Annotated in this window: 10 protein-coding genes and 4 pseudogenes; 2 read left to right on the top strand and 12 right to left on the bottom strand. The window is 38.7% G+C overall.

Annotated elements, in window-relative coordinates; all coding sequences use genetic code 11:
• Nucleotides 1-2: 2 nt before the first annotated feature.
• The 12 genes and pseudogenes from NXX38_RS08730 to NXX38_RS08675 all read right to left on the bottom strand — a co-directional run bounded on the left by NXX38_RS08730 (nt 3) and on the right by NXX38_RS08675 (nt 19525).
• Nucleotides 3-2952: pseudogene (locus NXX38_RS08730) on the bottom strand (glycosyl hydrolase 115 family protein).
• Nucleotides 2953-3219: 267 nt separating this feature from the next.
• A pseudogene (locus tag NXX38_RS26890) lies at nt 3220-4796 on the bottom strand (alpha-glucuronidase).
• 102 nt (nt 4797-4898) lie between these two features.
• Nucleotides 4899-5270 (bottom strand): annotated as a pseudogene (locus NXX38_RS26885) (alpha-glucuronidase family glycosyl hydrolase); the annotation flags it as partial.
• A gap of 37 nt (nt 5271-5307) precedes the next feature.
• On the bottom strand, nt 5308-6480 hold the full coding sequence (locus NXX38_RS08715) for a glycoside hydrolase family 76 protein (RefSeq protein ID WP_195648871.1): 1173 nt from the start codon (nt 6478-6480) through the stop codon (nt 5308-5310).
• A 27-nt stretch (nt 6481-6507) separates the two neighbouring features.
• Nucleotides 6508-7425 (bottom strand): DUF1735 domain-containing protein, encoded by a 918-nt coding sequence (locus tag NXX38_RS08710; protein ID WP_195648872.1) that lies wholly within the window; start codon nt 7423-7425, stop codon nt 6508-6510.
• Nucleotides 7426-7447: 22 nt separating this feature from the next.
• On the bottom strand, nt 7448-9241 hold the full coding sequence (locus NXX38_RS08705; protein ID WP_195648873.1) for a RagB/SusD family nutrient uptake outer membrane protein: 1794 nt from the start codon (nt 9239-9241) through the stop codon (nt 7448-7450).
• Between the two features lie 13 nt (nt 9242-9254).
• Nucleotides 9255-12332 (bottom strand): SusC/RagA family TonB-linked outer membrane protein, encoded by a 3078-nt coding sequence (locus tag NXX38_RS08700; RefSeq protein ID WP_229128558.1) that lies wholly within the window; start codon nt 12330-12332, stop codon nt 9255-9257.
• Between the two features lie 25 nt (nt 12333-12357).
• Nucleotides 12358-13740 carry a RagB/SusD family nutrient uptake outer membrane protein gene (locus NXX38_RS08695; protein WP_258981899.1) on the bottom strand — a complete coding sequence of 461 codons (1383 nt, stop codon included), beginning with the start codon at nt 13738-13740 and terminating at the stop codon, nt 12358-12360.
• Complete coding sequence (locus NXX38_RS08690) at nt 13737-14234, bottom strand: hypothetical protein (RefSeq protein WP_258979185.1); 498 nt, start codon at nt 14232-14234, stop codon at nt 13737-13739. Before NXX38_RS08690 ends, NXX38_RS08695 begins: the two co-directional genes overlap by 4 nt.
• A 20-nt stretch (nt 14235-14254) precedes the next feature.
• Nucleotides 14255-17417: pseudogene (locus NXX38_RS26725) on the bottom strand (SusC/RagA family TonB-linked outer membrane protein).
• Between the two features lie 37 nt (nt 17418-17454).
• Entirely contained in the window at nt 17455-19146 is a 1692-nt protein-coding gene (locus NXX38_RS08680) for a glycosyl hydrolase 115 family protein (protein ID WP_258979183.1), read from the bottom strand.
• A 37-nt stretch (nt 19147-19183) separates the two neighbouring features.
• Nucleotides 19184-19525 carry a hypothetical protein gene (locus tag NXX38_RS08675; RefSeq protein ID WP_258979173.1) on the bottom strand — a complete coding sequence of 114 codons (342 nt, stop codon included), beginning with the start codon at nt 19523-19525 and terminating at the stop codon, nt 19184-19186.
• Between the two features lie 397 nt (nt 19526-19922).
• Between NXX38_RS08675 and NXX38_RS08670 the strand changes: the two genes are divergently transcribed.
• Both NXX38_RS08670 and NXX38_RS08665 read left to right on the top strand, forming a co-directional pair.
• Nucleotides 19923-21359 (top strand): DUF6377 domain-containing protein, encoded by a 1437-nt coding sequence (locus NXX38_RS08670; RefSeq protein WP_258979170.1) that lies wholly within the window; start codon nt 19923-19925, stop codon nt 21357-21359.
• A gap of 340 nt (nt 21360-21699) precedes the next feature.
• Nucleotides 21700-24414 carry a glycosyl hydrolase 2 galactose-binding domain-containing protein gene (locus tag NXX38_RS08665; RefSeq protein WP_258979168.1) on the top strand — a complete coding sequence of 905 codons (2715 nt, stop codon included), beginning with the start codon at nt 21700-21702 and terminating at the stop codon, nt 24412-24414.

Here is a 24414-nt window from a genome sequence, read left to right as displayed (position 1 = left end):
GACTAGTTACATTTTGTACTTTCAGGTCCAAGATATGAACGTTTTAATCCTCCCATATCAATGACTATTTTTTGAATAACGATTCCGGGATCACCACAACGTATCTGTAGAGTATGTTTACCAGGTTTCTTCACATACAAAGTAGATTTATTCACTCTGCAGTTCTTTAGTACGCTATCATACCAAATTTGAGAATACTCAATAGCGGAAGTCGAAGGAGTAGAAATAGATCCATCATCTATACGGACACTATACTTTGTATCTGAATTAGTATGTTCCGGCAATTTATAGTCTCGTTCCGCGTGTAACGGGAATGTGGGTAGAACATACGTATACACATCATAAATTCCAGCATTAAACGTATAAAAATCATATTCTACTCTAGGTACATCACCCGCACGATACATCTGTAAAGGCGCCATAGGAGTTCCCATTTGTAGAGAACTTTCTTCAAAACCGAGTCCAGGGAGAACAGTCATTTTGATATCCCTATTCTCAAACTTGCGATGAAAATCAACAGCCGGGATAGAAATATATCCATTCTCTTCGACATATAATCCTTGCACCTCATCACGTATAGGAGAAACCGGATTAAAAACAGAAACCAGCACACATTCTTTCTGATCTCCAGATACAATTTCAATATCTCCTCTTATCCTCTCTCCCACAGGAACTTTAGTCCAATCGATAGAAACAACTATTCGATTTTCCAACGAAGTTTTTCCAGCTTCTTGCGAGAGTATTATCCAATCAGCTGAAGATTGTGCATTCCATACGACTTCTCCTGTCCCCTGATTATAAATATCAATCCAATGTTCCTTGCGAGAGTAAGTGCTGAAAGCAGGCAAACTATGAAAATTTAATCCACCTTTGTCCAATGCCTCACCTTCCGCTTGGACTGCAAGTTTAGGACTTCCCATAGGAACATAGTTCTCCTCCATCAACGGAACCATGAAATAAGAACTTGTACCATCATAGTTCTGTTTCAGAGACATCATATATTTCCATTTCCCATTCAACAACGAATTATAGCTATCGGTAATAAGTTTCAAGCTATCATGATAATTTTTCACCTGTGCTTTCAGTTGACTGGCAGCTGCACGTTGCTGACGGACATACTGGCGATAAAATTGCCCTTTTATAGTCATGTGATTCATCAGTTCGGCACCCTTTACCGGATAATACAATAGCTGATACAATGCCGGTTTAGCTTCTTCCATCAATGAAAGAAAAACATTTTCCGCTTCTTTCCCAATACGACGATATTCACTCAGACGTCTTTCCGCCTCATTATAATTAGCGAAAGAGAATTCAGTATCCGTACGTTTTTCTCCTCCACCCCAATAATTATTCCAATACCCCCACCCCATATATTCCGGTTTTCTGGAAAAAGCAAGATTAATATGTGAAGTTGTAATATCCTCAAAAACATTATAATATTGTTCTCCAAACATCTCAGCCAACCAATGTGCCGGATAAGTGACCACATTATTGGCATTAAACTGTTCAATATTATAAGCCATATCAAGGAATAGAGAAACCTGCATTTCCGCTCCTTTCAAATCTCCACAATTAGCCAGCCAAATACGATCCGCAGTAGTATCATAAGCTTTACGAAGTTCTTCATACATTAAAGCTGGAGGAGTAGTACTGTACCACAAATAACTATGAGGAACTCCCAAATAAGATAAGTGATAATAAACTCCTGATCGTCCGGAACGCTTTTGCTCCTGCGGACCACTCAATCGCTTCCATATACCCAAAATTATCATCCGGCCAAATAATTGTAACATCATCCGGTAGTTCCAAACCATTTGAATAAATTTCCAATACCTCTTTATAAGGAGTAAATGCTTGCGGAATTGTTTCAATTGGTTTATCAGTATGCCTGGCTATAATATCACGTTGGTCTTTCAATGCACTCTCCAGCAATTTCACCTTCTCTTTCATCGATACATCTCCGCCTCCCATAGCTGCATCGTGAAGTCCCCGCAATGCCAGTGTATATACATTCTCATAAGCACAAATCTCTTCCACACGGCTTCCTAAAACCTCATTAATTTTATCTTTATTTTTTCCATAGTCCCAAGGACCCATAGTTTTAGAATTCCATTCACTAGCAGTATTCAACAATAATGGTTCGCAATGACTAGAGCCCATCACAATGGCAAAAGTATCTGCCACTAACTTATTTTCAGGTATCTTATAAAATGCGGTTGACACCGGATGCATAGCAGGGGCCAAATGATTTGCTTTCAGGCGTAACAACAATTCGCATATTTTGGCATAAGTACGGGGACCGATATTCCCGCGTTCCTTTTCAAAAGTCTTAGCAGCCCAAGGTTTTAATCCCCAGTCCTCATCATTCAAGAAAATCCCCCTATATTTCACAGAAGGAGTCTTAGATAAAGTAGCAGGAGCATCTACATAAAGTGTTTTATGTTTCTTCACAGGGACATCCGCCCACCAGTACCATGGAGATACACCTGCCATTTCCGAAAGAGAGAATAAACCGTAAGCGGCTCCTCGTCTATCACTTCCTGCTACCACCAAAGCCTTACTCACACCCGGAAAAGGACGATCAACCATTTGAATCAAATACCGTTCCCAAGCTCTTTCCAAAGGAGCTATATTTATTTTCCCTTTGGAAGCTAACTGACGAATTGCCCGATTCTTCTCAATAGTGCCAACAATGACCACTGCTCTTCCCTTCTTACATTCATTTGTCAATTTCAGTCTTTGACCCGTAACATTCTCAATGTCTGATACAAACAATTCAGTGGCCTTCTTTACAACCAGATAATCATTAGCATCATAACACACAGTCGCCTCCACATTAGAAGTAACTAACGGAAAAACATTTTTACTATGTTTTATATTCTCATTCACAACGACTTGCGATTGCAGAACAGATGCCATCATCAGTAATATTAATAGCGAAAAGACTTTCATTGATACAATATTTCTAGTTATTTAATTCTATTTCTTTTTATTATAAAAATTATTAATCACACTTACCTGCACTCCCAAAGGTATATCCGCACCAATAGCCGTACAAATAGCAGAAGTATCATCTATAAGTGAGTAATTTCAGCCAATTAGCTATTAAAAGATCACATCCAAAGTTCGACAGTTTATTTGGCAAATTATGAAAATAGCTGTTCAATAAAGAATAAAAAACAGCCATTTTCATATAAAAAAGTTAGAAAAGCTCTTCTCTTATTTATAAAGATTGAAAAAATGGATAGCAGAATCATAAAAGGCTTGTGTATCCTTTTTTTCTGTAGCGAGGCTTTCCATCACTTCACCAAAGCGTCGCTCATCAATTTTACCACGAAGTGATTTCCAAAGTTCAATATTTCTGTCAACTTGTTCTATTCCCTGTTTCAAATTGGCAATAAGTTCCTCACGAAGCGTCAGGCCGGATTTCATTTTATGATTCCAAGGAGTTCTGTGAAAACAAAGTAAATACAATTCAGGGCATTGATTGATATCATTAAAAAGTGAACGATTCGGTTCAAAATACTGTGATACATAATCAGAGCCAGTAATCGTCCGATCATTACCAATACTTTCATTATCTATCTTCCATTCTTTATTGGCTCGTATCTCAAAACCAGCCAGATAATGCCCTTTAACCTGTACCGTAAATCCAATACTATAAGGAGCATGACTACAAACAAAACTTTTCCATGTTGGCATCATCATTTGTTCCACAACTTTCAAAGTTTGTTTGTCGCAGTTCCATGTCGATTTTATCCACTCGGATGTAATCTTATGGGTCTCCAGTTTCGGATTCCAAGCCAAACGTCCGAAAGCAAACCAATTAGCTTGCGCAAAATGGTGTCCTGTCCAATTGTGAGAATCACCGGTATTGGCCACTCCTGCTATAGCACGATATGACTGAGGGATTACCTCACCTGTCAGAATTTTGGCAATGGTACTTCCAGCACCTTTACAATGTGTGTCAAAATCTAAAAACTCTCTCCACATTGGCAGCAAATACACCAGATAAGTAGAATGACCGAGATACTCCTGAGTAATCTGAAGCTCTGCCATTAAAGGGGTTCGTGTCATACTTCCAAAAAGAGGTTGTGCAGGCTCACTCGGTTGAAAATCCAATGCTCCGTTTTTAGTTTGCAAAATTACGTTATCATCAAACATTCCATCCAGCGGTAGAAATTCCTTATAAGAACGCTTTATCCGATCTTTATCTATTTCCGGATTATATACAAATGTCCGCCACATTACAATCCCCCATGAGGTTTCAAAGCACGTGCCAGCATATTAGCCCCATCTGCATGCGTACATCCATAATCCTGCGGTCCCGGCATTCCTTCTGAATTTGCTTTTACTACAAATCCACCGAAGTCAGGAATCAATGAATAAATTTCATCAGCTTTTGTTTTCCACCACTTCTGTACCTCAGGATTTCGAGGATCAGCCGTATTCAAATTTCCTACTCCTCCCCATTGCCTCATGACATCCGGTGTTGCAGATGGTTTCATGGGAGCTCCGAAATTGGCTGCAAGATACACACGTATATTATATTTACGGAAAATTTGAGCCAGAACTGCAATTTTTTCTAAATAATCACGGCGTAAAAAGCGAGGATCGGCATTGACATTATTCAAAATCACTCCATTTATTCCAATAGATGCGTTAGCACGGGCGTAGTCGGTGTACCTCGGATCTATTTTCCCGGGTAAGTCATTCCATTTCCATAATGATCTTCCAGCATATCCCCGTTCTATAGTTCCCAGATCATCCCAGTGATTCAGTTGACGGGAGTCCAATGCGGGAGTTTCTCTGATATTCAAGTGTTCAAGTGAATATTCACATTGTATCAAACGAATCAAATGGAACGTACCATAAAGAAATCCCGCATCGGAATAAGCCTGGAGTGTTATTCCCTTTTTACCACTGCGAATAATGTATCCCTCCTGCCCCAAGCTTTTATCTGCACAAAAACTCATTTGAATGCCTTTTTTCTCATTATGAACGAATTCTGGCGTGATTGTCAACATGGCCTTCAAACTGCGTTTCAGTTCGTCAGCTATCACTTCATCATATCGACTGCCGGACAAACGAATTTGGCTGTAATGCTGAACATAAGTTCTTTTCAGCCTAGTATCCAGAACCGGTTTATAATTCAACCAAAGTTGATATCCCGTATCAGTAGTAGCTGAAGTCTGTGCATATCCACAAACACTTCCTATAAGACATAAGAAGAATAGGACAATACTAACGTGAGTAAAATGGTTATTCATGCCTTTTCAAATTTACAAATATGTTACAAATATACTATTATTCTGCTAAATTCGCCAACATCCGGGCAACTCCCTCCATCAAAGATGCACCGCTTGTCTGAGCTCCCATAGAAGCAATATCACCGGATGGAAACACCTTTCCCCAATAATAATTGCAATACATTTCCGGATATAAGCTTCTGTCCAAATTATTCCATAATACAGTTGCATTATCCTGCAAAAAGAGAATAATACGTTTTTTAACATAGTCGGAAGCCTTCTCATCTAAAGCCAGATTTACAGCATAAGGAATAAAGACGGCCTTAAAAATGCTACCATCCATAGAGGTACCTTCATCACGCAATATCCAATTCTGGAGACATCGATCACTGGTCATCGTATAGTTTATCACCTCCTCTGCTTTCCTCATGTACTGCCGTTCCTGCGTTATATGGTACAACTGTCGACACGCTTCACCAAAAGTTCCCTGCGTATAAGTTAAGGGTGGTTCCTCTACCCTACCATCACCTTTTAGCAAATTTTTCACAATATAATCATATAACATTTTCGCATCATTCAGATAATTTTCTGTACCATATTTTTTATACAATTTAGCTGCAATCAAACAACCCGGAGAATTGGTACATGCATTCCTGCTTTCATCATTGCTTTTCCATGGCAATCCGGTTCCTTTAGCATCCGTTCTTGCCCGAGTAATAATATGCGTATCGTAAACTGTTTTAGCCATATTAATGTATATATCATCGCCAGTAGCCTCCGACATATGAATTAATGTCAGACAAATCCAACACATATCATCTGTAAAAGAATTCAAAAATCCAGTCTCATCATTTTTATCATGATTATAATTATTAGCCTTATTTTTAAGCCAAAGCCTGAAATAATTCTCATAAGTATCGGCCAATTCGGGATTCTTATTCTTAATCCGTTCATAAGCATATACAATAACATCCATAGCATGAGCTTGTTGCCAATAAATATTATAAGACCCTCCACTTACATTCTTCGGTGACTTCCAAAACGTTCCTTTTTCTTTGTTCATAAATTGCTCTACCAGAACAAACGTACAGCTATCAGCAACAGCCGTCCAATCAATCACAGGATCTATTTTTACAGTTTCTATCACCTCCAGATTCTGCCATCCAGCTTCTGAATCACAGGCAGAAAAGATAGACAAGATAGATAAAATAATAGGAATATATATCTTCATTTCTTTATTTTTTTATAATACTATTAATTACCAAGTTTCAACACGTAGATCATATAATGGATCCTGACGTAACACTAACTTTTCAGCAACATGATAATATTTTCCGTCCTTTACATAAGTATATTCCAGATCAAACTGAGGAGCACGCGTACCAACATTAGCCACATAATCATAATCACCTTCAGTTTTATAGCTTCCTGACGCATCACTTATAGCGGCCTTACCTTCCACACCTGTCACTACAACGTTCTTATCAACATCCATTATCAAAGTCACACTACCGACATTTTCTTTTTCATTACCGACTCCCGGACACACAACAGTACGTGGAGCAGTACTTTTAAAACCAACAGTACTACAATTGATAATGTCATGTGTATTTCCATAATTTACCGGACTGCCCAAAGCGGTTCCTGACGCATCAACCTCCGTAACGGTCCCCATACGATAATACGTTCCAGCATAAGTACTGATATATTTAATGATGGCAACAGTTGTTTCAGCACCTTCACGCAAAGCTCCCAAAGAGTTTTCAGTCATACGAAACGGTAAGACATAGTGATCTTTCAGACTAAGCGGATCATTATAGAATGCTTCCGTAAAATCAATGCGAACATCAGCCACTGGAAGATTAGACTTGCGTACCCGGAAATATTCCGGGTCTGAGAGAGTATAATAATCACTTGGAAGCAGTTCCTTACCAGTGCCTTCTACCAATGTCGGATCAATTACAAATCGAGCCCAATCCGACATATCCACTTCTCTTTTACCCCCAATTGATACCCCTATGTATATCGGCATATCACGCTCCGAAATAACTGTACGCATTGGTTTACTAACAGCAAATCCCATATTAGGATTTTCATAATCGCTCACATAATCATCATAACACGAAGTAAATCCTAATAACGCAATAATAAATAATAATGTATTTATAGCTTTCATAATATCCTGTTTTTATAAATTACTACTTTCCCCACCCTCTATTATTCATAAGATTTGAGTTCTTCAGTATCTCGTCGTAAGGCAACGGGAGATAATAATAACGCATATTATCAAGCGGGCGTTCTTCTATTGGCACAACCTCAAAGACTTCAGTACCATCTACTTTCCGAGTAACTTTCATACCTAAAATGGTCTCATCGAGTGGCAAAAGTCTACGACGTAAATCCCAAAAGCGTTGATTTTCAAAAGCAAACTCTATACGACGTTCATTCTGAATCAATTTTGCAAAACTTTCTTGAGAAACCGCCATCTCATCCAGATAGGTAACATCAGTTATTCCTCCTGATTTTTCACGGATCGTACGAATAACATCATATGCAGACATCGTACAATCCGGACCTACAACTTTTGGCCCCCATGCTTCATTTGCAGCTTCTGCAAAGTTATACCAAACTTCAGCTTTACGCAACATCGGGTTATAGTGACGAGACTCCTGTTGATCAAGAGGCTTAATGAAATTTGCAAGATCTGTATTAATGAACTTTGCAAGATAATACCCAGAGCGACTTGCCTTTTCATTCAAATAATCAGAATCTTTTCCTCCATATGCGACATCTATGTTAGAGTCGTTTGCTCCAAACTTCCGCCCTTGATAGTAGAGATTCACATCAAAACGATTGTCACGTATACAGGAGTAAGGATTCTCTTTATCATATCCGGCACGAGGATCATCAATCGGAAACCCATTTTTTGCAGGAAATGCCGCAGCAAGATTATGAGAAGGAACTGTCTGCGCATTTCCATAATAGAAAGGAGGATAGTGACGACCTTCAATAGCATGTCCCTTGCCTACAAATGTACGAAAAAGGAACTCAGTAGATTGTGCGTCTCCACCATCATACAGTTCTTTCGGTTTTAGAGCAGCATAAGTTGTCATTCCGGACATTTGGAGTACTTCATATGCATAGGTTGCCGCCCGTTCCCATTTTGCCTGATAAGCAGTTTGATCTACAATAGTATAATCCCCCATACCATTTAACCTAACAATATTGTCAGGCTGATATGCCGGACTTGCAGCATATAGTAAAACACGAACTTTTAGTGCAGCGGCTGCTAGACCAGATGCTCTACCAAAAAGATTCTCACCCAAAATTGCATCACTCCCCGAATAAGTCAATGGCAGCAAGGACATAGCTGTTTCACAATCTTCCGCTATTTGTTTTACACATTCTTCATAAGTATTACGTACAAAGTTCTCCGGATGTGAAGACTCTTCCGGAGTAACAAAATGAGTTACAATGGGATAACCAAGTACTGAACCATCATCTGTTTTTCCCCCATACATCTGTAATAACTGAAAACCAGTCCAAGCACGCAAGAAAATAGCTTCTCCTTTAAGGCGCTGTTTGATTTTCCTGTCATTGTCCTCGCTTGTCATACTATAACAAACATCATTTGTCAATCCCTTATCCAGGAAAATATGAATTTGCTGGAACTGATTATAACATTTACTCCAAATACCCAATGGATTTGTAGAAAAACTAAAAGCACCTTGTCCAGCGCGATAAACACTTGAACCTGTATTACGAGTCAAAGCATTATCTGTAGCCGCATCAAGAAAATTACCATCCCACGCATCAGGAGAAATCATGACATCCTGATAGACTGAGAGTAAAACACCTTGAGCTTTTTCCGCATTTGTCCAAGTATCATCTTCCGACCACTCGTTTGTCAGTTTAGTATCAAGCATATCGCTACATGAACATACAGTGCCTGCCAACAAAACCGTGATAAATGTATATTTTATTAATTTCATAATCATAATAAGTTTAGAAAGAGATTGATAATCCACCCGTAACAGTACGGTAGGTAGGATAATTAGTCACACCAGAGAGTATCCTTTCCGGATCAAGATCTTTAATGCCTGAAAGAACAAAAAGATTAGTTCCACGAACAAAAAACTTATAGTTCTTGCCGATACCTTTTCCTGATTTATTCACCAAAGTATAACTCAACTCAATATTCTTAAGACGGAAAAACGAACCATTCTCCGCCCAGAATGTAGAGTTACGTTGATTGTTATCGGCTGCCATTGTTGTCAAGCGGGGTTGAGTCCCCTCTGGATTGTTCACTGGGTGATAACGGTCAAATGCAAGTACAGAATATCCGTTAAGACCAGAGTTCCAGTAATAAGAACTCGTGCATAACTTAGTAATACCTGTGGTGACAGTACCTAAAATATAAAGACCAAATCCTTTATAATTTAAAGTAACATCAATCCCCATTGTTGTAGTAGGAAAACTCTGCCCAATACTTTTTTGGTCATTATTATCGACAGTTCCATCACCATTCAAATCCGCATAAGCAATGTCACCGACCTGATAATTGCCAAAAGTCTGATTAGCATGACCTGCAAGAGGAACATCTTTACCAAAAAGTCCTTGTGCCTGCCATCCAAAGATCGTGCTGGTCGGACGTCCTATTGCCTTACGATACTCTTCCATATTACTTAGTTCATTACTTTTACGCAATTTATTTTTCGTATAAGTAATATTGAATCCCACATTATAAGTAAAATCCTTTCCTATTTTATCATTCCAACTTACATAAGCATCAAATCCCTGATTCATGACTTCCCCAATGTTCTCGTACGGAATAAAATCACCTCCTGTTGCTGCATACTTAGCATTATTTACACCTATAATATTCTTACGCAACTCACGGAAATAGTTAATTTCAGTAGAAAGGCGGTTATGCAAGAAAAGCCCTTCTGCACCCACGTTCAGCTCATTAGAATACTCCCACTCCAAATCGGGATTACCCCAACGAGAAAGATCGGTAGTATTCCCCCCAATAGTCGGTCTGAACTCTTCCTTATCTCCTTTTTTCCAATTTGTTCTATAAAGGAAGAAACCGGTATTACCAGCATAACCAAGATGACCGTAACTAGCCTTTAACTTCAAAAAGTCTACTTTTTTCATATTTTTCAAGAACGATTCATTAGAAAGTACCCACGCTGCGCCAATTGCCCGGGCAAAGAAGTATTGGCTACCTTTCTCAAACTTATTACTTCCCATTGCAGAAAGTGTACCTTCAAGCATATACCGTTTGTCATAATTATAATTAGCCCGGAATGTAAAATTAGCATCTTTCGAGTCCTGTGAACTGCCTGTGGCTTCTTCTTGAGTATAACGAAAAGCAGCATTGGCAGAGACTCTATGAAGTCCGAATCTATTTTCATACCCCACATTCGCCCGCCATCCGAAATAGCGATATGTATTATTTGCTACAATCGATTGCTTCTTAGGCAAATTCAGTCTTTTTCGCTCCGTAAAACGAAGAACTTCATCACCATTAGCATCCAAATAACGATCAATAGAATAAGTTGGGTATGCATTACGTAATTCCTGACGTAAATAACTGTAATTATCAAAAGTCATATAAGCATCGGCAGTCAATCCTTCTACAAACTCATTCAAATCAAATTTTAATCCCAGATTCGTCTGACTGTTTACATATCTTTCTGATGTATTCCCCCCATATGCCATATCTGAATAAAGATTGCTTGATTTACGAGAGCTTGCTCCAAAAATCAAAGAACTTCCATCTACAGCAATACCATCATGCCCGTTGATCGCCTCCGGAGAGATTATAAATGGATATTCATTGGAACGAAGGGTAGATATCTCTCCAAATAGTCCTTCACCATCCTTTGCTCCCCAGTCCTTCTTTTCAATACGTGCCGCAACATCTGCTGCAACCGAAAGAAAATCTGTAATACGAATATCCAGATTACCACGAGCGTTTATTCTATTCAAGTCAGAACGGTCTCCCACTTTTTCCAAACCAGAACTTCCTGTATAGCCTACAGTCACAGCATAAGTAGCATTTTTATTTCCACCATTCAGTTCAAGAGTGGCTTTCCGGAAAGTATTCTGATCACGAAGAAACTCTTTATAATAATCTACATTAGGATAAAGCAGGTCATTTACTCCTGATGAATGACGGTAACCTTCTAAATCTTTATCCGTATAAAATGGAGACATACCGTCATTTTCACGTGCCTCATTAAACAATGTGGCATAATTATAAGAATCGAGATACTTAGGTAAACGTGTTGTAGGTTGCACACCATATTCTAATCCAAGCCGAATAATACGCTTATGTGCTTCTCCACGTTTAGTGCGCACCAGCACCACTCCATTAGTGGCCTGCGCTCCATACAGAATTTTAGCCGGAGCATCTTTCAAAATCTCAATTGATTCTATTTCCTCCGGAAGAATATCATCAATCGGACGTTCAATCCCATCAACAATTACAATAGCATTATTCGTACCATTGTTGTGATGCCCGCGAATATAAAGTGTCGAATTATCATAGCCAATTCCGCCCGTCCCTGCAATAGCAATCAGACCAGCCGCCTGTCCTTGCAAAGTATTGGATAGTTGTAATTCAGGCATTGTTTTCAAATGTTCAATATTCACATGACCAATAGCAGCCGTTAAATCAGACTGATATGTTTTAGCACCATCACCACGTTCATAAATATCACGTTCTGTTGAGTACAATCCTTCAAGCTCAAGTTTGATTTCACTGGGACATCCCCCCTCCTGTAAATTAATCACTGCATCCTTATACCCAGGAGTCTCAATCAGAATGGTGCCATTTGCCTTTGTTTTAAGGGAGAAACAACCATTCACATCTGTATAATTAGTTATTGCTCCACCCCCACTTAATACCATAACATCACGCAACGGCTGACCGTTTACATCGGTTACTCGAGCTTTTACCTCAATTACCGGAATTTTCTTCTTATTCTTGTTCTGGGCTTCCACGTCCATTGTACCTCCTATCAAAAAAGCCGACGCAAACAATCCCATGAAAAATATACGATATCTGTTTCTCATAAACATCTAAAATTAAGTATTTTCATTACCAACCCGGATTCTGTTGCAAATTGCGAAGCGCATCCACATCATGCTGTGGCAACGGATACCAGTAATTACGCATATTCGAGAATCCCCGAACTTCTTTAGTCATGTCAAATTTCTCATAAGTGAAACTTTCCGGTCTTGTTTTATCACCATACGAACCAACAGGATGAAACTTAACTCCTTGAAGAGGATATGCTGTTTTAAATAAATCATGCATAATCATCCAACGACGCACATCCCACCAACGGTGATGCTCGAACATAAGCTCTACCCCACGTTCACGACGATACGCTTCACGGAACTTCTCCGGATCATTCACTATATCCGAAGGCAAATCCGTCACATCTACACGATTACGAACTAAATTTATAGCTTCTTCTGCCGTCATTCCACAATTCTCTACTGTAGCTGTCGCACTTCCAGTCGCTTCAAACGATGCTTCTGCAAAATCCAGATAAAGCTGAGCAACCCGAATAAATACAGTTTGCGCACAGTATCTTAACCATTTATCATTACCACTAGGAAAGTGCTGCCCATGAGCATCTTCCCAAAGAAATTTACGGCACATAAAACCCGATATTTCACGTCCATTCGAATGTTTGGATGTCAAAAAGTCATTATATGGTTTTGAACCAACCCATAAACGAATATAATAGGTTGCACCATTCTGGTAAGTTCCCCATTTATCACCAGGAATTAATATATTATTATAAAAACGAGGGTCACGTTTGGTGAAAGCATGTTCTGGATCAAACTCATAACCGGAACGAGGATCATCAATCGGATAATATATTCCATCATCCCCCTGACGTTCGTACATATTAACAGCATTCAACGTCGGACAAGACATGGCAAACGCTTCCGCCCCCGTGCCTGTAGCCAACTCCGGATAAAGCCAGAATGCACGTAACGTTTTACTCCGATCCGTTGTATTTTTCATGCTACGGCGCGTCCATATATGTTCTGGCTGCTTTATCTGCGTATCCGGAAACCAAAAAATATTCGTATATTCTTCCTTAGTCTCCATCCTCACTCCGGTCACCCCCTCATTATCTTTCATATACTTAATAGCCTGCCAAGCAGCCTGTGCCGCTTTCTTCGCCCGTTCCCGATCATAAGTTTTCACTTCAATTGAATTCAGATCATTTTGCATTAAAGGACTTGCATCATACAATAACGCCATCTCTTTGAAAGCCATGGCTGCCAATTTCGTCGGACGACCGTACTGCATATTTTCCCAAGTATCAGGAAGCATAGCTATCGCTTTATCGATATCCCCAATCATCCAATCCGAACTTTCATGATAAGTGACACGGGGAAGATCATCATCTCCACCCTCAAAAACGCGATCTATGATAGGCATACCTCCATAACGTTTTATAACCGAGAAATAAAACCAGGCACGATAAAAATAAGCCTGTCCCAGAATCTCTTTTTTTGTTCTTCCGTCAACGGGACTTTATCAATATTGGCAATCACACGATTCACAATACGTAAAGATGGATATGCCTTTCCTATCGGTGTTTTATCCCCATTACCAATCTCAGTAACATTTTCACTCTTACCCGTCAATAACCAAGAGCCTGAAAAGAATTTAGCAAAAACCGTACTATTATATGTTGCTGCCATTTCATCGGCCATTACACCCACATAAGTACGGCCATAACTACCTCCATCAGCACTTTCAAACCAATTGTAATTATCTAATTTGGAATATACACCATCCAAAAAGCCACGAATCGATTCATAATTTGCATAAACAGAAGTTTCGTCAAGCCCGCCAGCATCTTCACGTTTATCCAGGAAATCTTCGCATCCTACATTTAAAAGCAAGAAAAATCCCGCCAACAATATATATATACATTTATTCATCATACTACCAATTATTAAATGAATCAGAACGAGAGTCTTATACCGGAGGTTATCGAACGCAGAATAGGATAGCCTTTCTGATTACCTTCCGGGTCAATACGGTTATCTCCTCCCCAAAATGTCAACAAATTATTGCCATTCACATAAAGCTGTAAATTGGAAATACGCGCAGCTTGCAACCAACGTTTGGGTAATTTATAGCTAACTTCAAGATTTTTCAAACGCAGATAAGAGAAATTTCGATAACGATATGTACTCTCTGTTCCATTAAATCTGCCATTATTAATCAAATGTAAAGCCGGAGTTGTAATGCCACCCTGATTGGCAGTTTCCGGTGTCCATGCAGCCATGACATCAGGCTGTGCATTAATCTTTCCATCGATAAATGAAGCCATATATACATGATCTACTAATTTATAGACACCTGTTGGAGCATAAAACATGGCACTAAACCCTAATCCTTTCCAGTCAAATCCTAATTGAAAACTATAAGTGTGCAAGGGGTAATTAAGTTGTGAAACTGCAACTTTATCAGAACCATTCAAAACACCATTGGCATCGAAATCAACATAAACCAAATCACCTGGAATTACCTGACTCGGAGCAACAGAATTAATAGAACCTGTTTGGGCATAATTAAATACATCATCAATAGTTCCATAATTACCAATAGCCAAATAGCGAATCTGATGTCCAATAGGCTTTCCTGCACCTTTCAGGTGCTCTGGAGAACGATATGGGTCATCACGGAACACAACCCGGTTTTCACTTGATGCCATAGTGAAACCAACATTATAACGAAAATCCTTACCTATTTTATCTTGCCAGCGCAACTCTACTTCAAATCCATGATTCTTAGTACGCCCCATATTCACAGCATTGAAAGTCGCGCCTGCTATTGATGAAGTAGTGTTAGGTGTCATTAAAATATCCTTTCGTTTCTCATCAAACAAGTCCAGTGTCATGGATAGTTTGTTCCAGAATCCCACTTCAATTCCCAAATTTTGTTTGGTTGACTTCTCCCAAGTCGAGCCCACGTTTGCAATAGAGCCTTCTTTATAAATAGGTCCCCATTCATGCGTTTGCGTATCACCCAATGTTATCACTCCCCCCAGAAGTAAATGACTGTATATAATTCCAGCGACTTGCTCCTGCATCAGAACCGACCTTTCCCCATGAATAACGAAACTTAAGATTAGTCAGTATCTTACTTACACTACTTTTCTTTATAAACGGTTCTTCCGAAAGACGCCATCCCAAAGAAAATGAAGGAAACAATCCAAAACGATGTCCGCGAGCAAACTTTTCCGAACCCGTATACGAAACATTCATCTCTCCTAAATACCGCTCTTTCCAGTTATATGTCACACGTCCTACCCAGTCCTCATTATAGCTAGGGAAACGAACATTGTCACCATCTTTTGAATCATAAATCTGCCGATTAAACAAAGCAAGTGCCCCGACATTATGACCATTGAATGTACGGTTATAAGCTACTGAAAACTCATAATAGAAACGACGTGTATATCCATCTAACCTATCATAATATTCAACAGTAGGAGACAAGGGTACGGACTCTGCATCAGGAAGACGTGTATTCTCAATCATTGGATACGAAACCGAACCATCCTGATTAATAATCGGATTAGCGTAGTCGTAAACACGATGATAACGGATTATAGACTTTAACGCCTGATTCGCACTTCCTCCACGAGTTACATTAGTCGAGGTAGTAGAGGAAGAAGAATAAGACAGCTTAGCACCCATTTTTAATCCGGGAGTAATAAAATCCAGTTTCTGCTCAAGAGACGCATCATACCAGCCTTGAAAAGTCTTACGTAAGTTTGCACCGGCCAGATTCATATTAGCAACCGGATTCTTTTCTTCATCATCTCCCCAATATCCATCAGAATATTTCACAGGGTGATCGCTCGTAGACTCTGTCATTATACGGTTAAATGGATTATCGCTATCTAGAGATTTGTTACGATATGCCATTTTACCGGCAACATTCACAGAAAGTTTTGTGGTGGAAGTAATATTAAAATCAAAATTAGAGCGCCAATTATAACGTTTGTACGTATGTCGCGGATCAAAAGCATCGTTTTCTTTCAAATTGTAGATATCACCGTCTCCCTGATAACCTACAGAAGCAAAATACTTCATATAACCAGTTCCTCCACGTATGTTTACATTATAATTTTGGGTATAGCCACTACTTACCAATTCATCCCACCAATTCACATAAGGAAATACATCGTTGTAAGCACCATAGTTACCTTCCTCATAAGCACGCTGCCAAGCTTCAATCGTAGAAAGAGGAATCAATTTATCCCAACTTCCATCATTAGCAAGCCCTCGATTATACGCTTGCATAGCCGTCACATGATCAGCTAAATGCATACTTGTCGTCGGACTCTTAAACGTCACATTTGCCGAAAAATTAATTTCCGGCGAATTGTCCGTACCACGTTTGGTTGTAATAAGAATCACACCATTACCACCACGCACACCATAAACAGCCGTTGCAGAAGCATCTTTCAGAACAGAAATTGTTTCAATTTCATTCATGTCAATATCATCCATGTCGCGCTCGATGCCATCCACTAATACTAAAGGATTCGTATTCCCCCATGTACTCTTACCACGAATATACATCGTCACATCATTATCACCCGGCTTTCCCGAAGAATTGATTGCTATGACACCATTCAACTTTCCTTGAAGAGCTTCCGAAACAGAGTTCACACTACCAGACTTCATCAATTCCAGTCCGTCCGCTTGAGTGATAGAACCAACATTCGTCACTTTTTTCTGAACACCATAACCCACCACTACAACTTCTTCGAGTACACTCGCATCTTCCTGCATCTTAAAAACGGTTCTTTTGACTGCCTCTTCAGCTTTCATTTCAATGGACTTATAGCCTACATACGAAAATTGAAGAACAGAATTAGCTTTAACAGTCAGCTGAAACCCTCCATCAAAATCAGAAATCGTACCTGTAGTAGTTCCCTTAATCTGGATATTCACCCCGATAAGAGTCTCACCACTTTTCGCATCCACAATTCGTCCCTTGACTGTTTTTGGCCATCCTCCATCGGCATGACTGATCTGTACCGAAAAGAGCAATAGAACCAACATCAGCAGACGAAATACTTTCGTGCTAAAATCTACATTTCTCATAAATTAGATCCAATTAGGTAATTAATATAAATTGTTATTAAATCTCTTTACGTAGTTTATACAATAACTTTAGTTTAGCGGGAATATTGAATTTACCGTTGAACGAATCCCCAGTATACCAAGTAGCAAATACGCCTTCTTGAGTAGCATAGAGCGTATCACGAGCTTCCTCTAACTGCCTAATTGCAGCATCCAGATTTTCAACCCGTTCATCAGTATTTTTATATGCAAGAACAAAATGATATAATGAACGGCTTAAGGCTTCCATATAATGACACGGAGCTGCCAGATTATCCCTGAAGAAACGTTGATCTTGACAAGGAAGTTGTTTCAGAAGATCCTCACAACGACGGGAAACTTCACCAAAACGAAATACAGCTCTCTCCATTCCTGCAATTAAAGAGTCAACTTGATTATTTCCGTCAATACGAAACGTCCGTCCCGGTATCCGTTCAAATCCTATATCATACAAAGGATTGGGAGAAAAATCCTGAAAACGTTTTCCTATTTGATCGAATACACGTGAATATCTTAAATCCTGAAAAATAAACTGCCGTTCCATATTTGGAAATGCAGAAGGCTTCTGCTGCCAATAAGCATAATAATAATCATGATAAAGCTTAGCAACTTTAGCGGCATGTTTCTTTCCAAAGTACTGCGTACAAAAATCCAGTAAAAACGAATCAGTATCATAAAGCTGCATATCCCACATCATACGAGCATTGGCAGCCATTTCCATTACAAATTCCCGCAAATTACCTGCGTTGACAACAGAGAAAGTCAGCGGTCCACGAGTATTGACATATCGATAATTAAACTCCATTTTCCACGGACCTTCGGCCGGAGCCAGATGAGCACCGGTAGAAGTAAACTGAAGATTCATATAATAGCCCAGCTTCACTTGCTTTTTTGTATCAAAGGCAACCAAATCATCATAAGGATAATGGTCTCTCCGCCCGGCCACAAATGTCCAAAGCATATTCTCACCCGTTGGTGGCTGAAGATAGTCTTTGGCTAATAAATCAGACAGTTCATCATAAAAAGTCATACGAACAAAAGGATCTTTTTCACCTGTTGCTTCCTTTATCATATCCAGTTGAATACGGATCATACGGTTAATAACCTCCGCACGCTCCTTATCCGTTTCCGGAGCATCAGAGAAAGCTGCCCAAAAAGGCTGGTCATTAATTCCACGGAAAGAAATCTGCCAAAGATTTTCCTGTTTATCACGGCACACAGTTTCAATGCTATACTGCCAGAACTCACGCAACGATTCCTCATCAGACAATAATAACTTAGGCGGTTCCATTTTACGCACTGTCCGCCAATAGCCCTCCCAATTCATCAGATTGTTGTTACAAGCAACGTGATGATGAGAAGTTAATATCAGACCATATTTACGCAATAATGCAGCTCGACTATTCAATTTATAATCAGGGTATGTTACTGTCGCTTCTAATTCTACAGTATTAAGTTTCAGCCTCAACATAGTCTCAAGCCACAATTCATCATTTTCTTTCGACAGCTTCCTCCATGGCTCAAATAAATCTGTATCATTAGGAAACCATGCACGATATCGAACTTGTGGAGACTTTTGATAATAGTCAAAATCTGAAGAAATCATTACTTGTTTCTTATACTGTGGTTCCCAAGACGAGAAATACCATAATGCCGGCACTTCAAGAAACTGTTCACTAAATGTATAAAGGGCATAAATAGTGCCCCGCATATCTTTTCCATGGATGTATATCCGTCTCTTCAACACATCACAATAAATTCCTATGGGATTCAAAACCATCTAAAGAGCGAAGCAGTAATTTATCAATTAACAGATCATCCGTAGATTCATTAACAACTACAATATCTATCCCTTTTGCATTATCAGCCCTTTGAGAAATCTCCGGTTTATAATGCATCACTTTCTCAAAGTCTTTAGATAAAGTTGCCACCGCCAATTTCACAGGTTCAACTTCGTGACCGGATACCACAATCTGAAAGTTACCATCTTTTAAATTTAGAGATGAGTTAGCATTTATTGCTAACGATGAAATGGAAATAAAAGACAGCATAATCAGAAGCGATACAAACAGTCTACTATAATTCTTCATAGTCTCACGATTTTTAAATTCAAGTCATTAACATCCTATTTATTGAAGTGGAGGCAAATTTAAAAATTATGAACTGGATAAAAATGAAGTATGTTTATCGTATAATAAAAATATAGGTTTCTCAAAAAGAATAATTACTAATAATCAACTACTTAACAAACAAGATTAAGGCAAAAATATAGGGTTTTATACATATCTGTACAGAATATATACTACTCTTTTTTATATATAATATAGACACAAACAACCTTTATATGTTTTTTTTATATATTTTTGCGGAAGTACTCATATTAGATAACCTCCAGTATACTTACATCAGAATCTATGCAAAAAGTTAAACAGAAATACGGTTTCATTTTTTTTTATGATATCTTTTATCCTTACTTCTCTATTTTACATGGGATGTTCTCAAAGAAAACAAGTAAGAAATAAAAAAGAAATCGAAAAAAGAATATCGCCCGTATTGCAGCAAAAAAGAACGTACCGTCAAGAAAAAATAGAACGTGTAGATTCCATTAAGCATTTTCTTCATACCAATGAAAATGCTATGCATGAAGAAGATATATTTAAAGAATATATGAATTTATACAATGAGTTCAAATTATATTCTTTTGATTCTGCTTATCACTATGCCACACAGTTGTGTAAAATAGCCAATGAACTAAACTCATCAGGTTATAAAATTAGTGCCAAAACTCAATTAGGCTATATCCTAGCACGTGGAGGGTTCTTTAAAGAAGCTATCGACACTCTATCTTCAATACAAATTGAAAAAGATGCATTACCTGACGTCGTGCTATCGAATTATTATATCAGCTTCGGCCGTGTTTATCATGATCTGGCAGACTATACAAAGGATGATGTATTTTCTGCGAAATATAATAAACTAGGAAATGAACTATTATACAAGAGTTTATCACATTTGACAGATTCATCTACTATATATTATGTAAAAGGGAAAATTGCTCTCAAAGAGAATAAAGTAGAAAAAGCCAAACAATTCTATCAACAAGCATTGCATCTATGCGATACGACAGATTCGGAAACACTTTCTATACTTCTGTCGACGATGGCATTCATTGACTATAAGTTGGAACTGAACGACGAAGCCATTGAATATTATGTACAAGCAGCCATCAATGATATTCGCAGTGCGATCAATGAATCTGTATCTTTAAGAGGATTGGCAACTATACTTTATTATTATAAAGATGATGTGGACCTTGCTTCCGATTATATAAATGAAGCTTTTGAAGATGCCACTTTCTACGGAACACGTCATAGAATGAATGTAATCGGAACATTATTACCTGTTTTTGTCGGAGAAAAACTTGATATTGAAAAGGTAAAAAGACAAACCTTCCAAGACAGTTTCATACTAAGTTCTGTTTTTGCAATTATACTAATTGTCTCTATAATCTACATTCTGATACAAATGAAACGTCTTCGCCGTTCACGGGAACTGCAGGAAAAACTAAATGCAAAATTAGCAGAAGCAAACAGAATCAAAAATTCATATATAGGACATTATCTGGATGCAACTTTCAAACTTGTCAACCAACTGGATAAGTTTGTACTGGTAGGCCAACAAAAATTGGATAATAAACAATACGATTCTCTTTATTCAATGATTCATAATCTGAATCAGGAATATAACAGAAAAAATACATTTGCAGATTTTGATCAGACTTTTCTGTCCTTATTTCCTACATTCGTAGAAAGTTTTAATGCATTGCTTCATTCTGAAGATCAATTCGTAATAGATAACAAGTCTTCATTGAATTCTACTTTACGAATTTTTGCCTTAATACGCCTTGGGAATTACAGAAAATGAGCAAATCTCTACTATTTTAGGGTATTCAGTAAACACGGTATACAATTACAGAGTGCGCACCCGTAATAAAGCAACAGAACCCAAGGATTTTGAAGAGAATGTCAAAAAAATAGGTTTATAAACTTCCATATATTTATATGCAAGAGCCTATATTTTTGCATATCATCATATTGTTATTTCTTTGATTATCAAAACAATGCCATTCAACCAAACCTATATTTTCATTATACGATAGACATACCCCATTCTTATCCGGTCCACAATCTTTAAATTTGCCTACATTCTAATGAATACAGAAAATGAATAACTTAGATTTAAAACCGTGAAAAATATAATGAATATGCACAGCTCTATTAAAGTTCTATTTTCTATTTATCTATTATGTATCTATACAACAATAGCAACCGGACAAAATAGAATAAACAATGCCAGAGATACTCAACATCTTTGGCTCGATTCAGAGATTGGTCATCAGGGTGACTATCAGTGGAAAATGATCAAAGCAGGAGATGCAGCAGACCCCGGCGAGAAGATCTCGTTATCCAATTATGCAACTGCAAATTGGATGCCGGCTATCGTGCCCGGAACAGTGTTGAATTCTTTGGTGTATAATAAAAAATATCCGGAGCCTTATTATGGAATCAATAATAAGATTGAATCAAAATTGATACCGGATATTTCTAAAACCGGACGTGATTTTTATACCTACTGGTTCCGTACAGATTTTACAGTTCCGCAGTCATTTAAGGGAAAGACTGTCTGGTTACAGTTGGATGGTATTAACTATCGGGCGGAAATTTGGGTGAATGGTAACTTGTTGAGTACAATGAACGGCATGTTCATTCAAGACTATATCGATGTCACAGACTTCGTGAAAGTCGGAGAGAGCAACGGACTGGCCATAAAAGTCTACCCGGTAGATGTTCCCGGAAGTACAAAGCCAAAGTCTTGGGGAGCAGCCGGTGAATTTCATAACGGTGGAAACGGTAACATTGGTTTGAATACTACGATGCTGATGACTGTGGGCTGGGATTTCACGTTTATGGATGGTATTCGTGACCGTAATACAGGTATATGGAAGAATATTTCCCTTTATGCTACAGGCAGAGTAGCATTGCGCCATCCTTTTGTTAAATCTGAATTGCGAAAGCCCGATTATGACCAGGCTTGTGAGACTGTATCAGTTGAAATTATCAATCCATCAACCAATAATCGGGTAATCAGTTGCAAGGTAAAGGGTGAAATTGTGGGTGAGAATATCACTTTCGAAAAGACTTTCCGGCTGATACGCGGAGAAGAAAAAATAGCTACCTTCACTCCTGAAGAGTTTCCGCAACTTATCATCAACTCGCCAAAACTTTGGTGGCCTGTCAATAAAGGACCACAAAACTTATATGACCTGAAGCTGACAGTGTCAGTTGATGGTAAAGAATGTGATTCAGTGAAAACAAGATTTGGTATTCGAGAAATTGTTTCGGATAGAAAGACTCCAGACAAATCACGTGTCTTTTATGTGAATGGTAAACGATTGTTTATCCGTGGCACTAACTGGATACCGGAAGCCATGTTGAGAACTTCGGATGAGCGTACTTATGCTGAATTACGTTATTCTCGTCAGTCGGGCGTCAACCTTTTGAGAATGTGGGGAGGTGGTATCGCAGAATCCGATTACTTCTTCCAGTTGTGTGATGAATTAGGACTGTTGGTATGGCAGGAATTCTGGATGACAGGTGACACTCGTCATCCGCATGATAAAGCTCTCTATATGAGCAATGTGGAATCTACCGTAAAACGTATTCGCAATCATCCTTCTTTGGCTTATTACGTTGCTTCCAATGAAAGTACAGAAGTTACAGGTACTCCTGAATTACTGAATAAACTGGATGGCACACGTGGATTCCAGATGCAGTCCGAATGTGAAGGAGTGCATGATGGCAGCCCTTACAAACAGGTAAATCCGATGCAGCATTATGAAAATACAGCCTCTCCTAGAGGAAGTCGAGTAGACGGGTTTAATCCGGAATACGGTGCGCCTACTCTCCCGACTGTGGAAATCCTTCGGGAAATGATGGATGAAAAAGACCTTTGGCCGATCAATAAGGAAGTATGGGATTATCTGGATGGAAATGGTTTCCATCTGATGAGCACTATGTATACAGACTTGGTGAATAATTACGGAAAATCCTCTTCCATCGATGAGTTTGCACAGAAAGGACAATTGTTGGGTGCTATTAATTCGAAGAGTATCTGGGAAGTATGGAACTACAATAAACTGGATTACGGTGACCGGTTCTGTTCCGGACTACTGTTCTGGTATCATAACTGCTCCATGCCTCAAGTGGCTTCCCGCATGTGGGACTGGTCTTTGGAACCGACAGCGTCGCTTTATCATACAGCTAACTCATTAGAGCCATTGCATGCGCAGTTTGACTATCTGAAAAATACGGTATCTGTAGTGAATGATTATTACCGTGAATTTAAGAACTACAAGGTGACAGCACAGGTGTATGACATTAACAGTCGGAAAGTATTCGAAGAATCAGCTACTGTGAATCTGCCTTCGGATGGAGTGGTGAACGATGCATTGACCATTCGTTTTCCGGAAAGTATATCTCAAGTCCATTTTATCAAGCTGATTTTGAAAGATGAGAAAGGAAAAGATGTTTCTTCTAACTTCTATTGGCGTTCTAATGACAAATATGAAGGTAGTAAGACTTTGACCGGTCCGGCAGCTTCAGGTTTCGAGGATTTGAGTAAACTGAAGCAGGCAAAAGTGAAACTTACCTATAAAGTAAGAGAAGATAATACTAACTACTTTGTAGATATTACTTTGAGAAATGCATCCGGTCAGATTGCTTTCTTTAACCAGTTGCAATTCCTGAACTCAAATATGAGTCCGATACGTCCGTCGTTCTATACAGACAATTTCTTCTCTCTGATGCCGGGTGAAAAGAAAACGGTAACCATTGAGACTGCAAAAGAGAAGTTGAAAGATGGAGCAGTATTGACGCTGAAAGGCTGGAATACAAATGCACAAAAGTATAAACTGAAATAA

Source organism: Bacteroides sp. BFG-637 (assembly GCF_024793605.1).
Taxonomy (GTDB): Bacteria; Bacteroidota; Bacteroidia; order Bacteroidales; family Bacteroidaceae; genus Bacteroides; species Bacteroides vicugnae.
The sequence above is the reverse complement of the archived record's forward strand: the minus strand, read 5'-3'. Positions and strand labels throughout refer to the sequence as shown.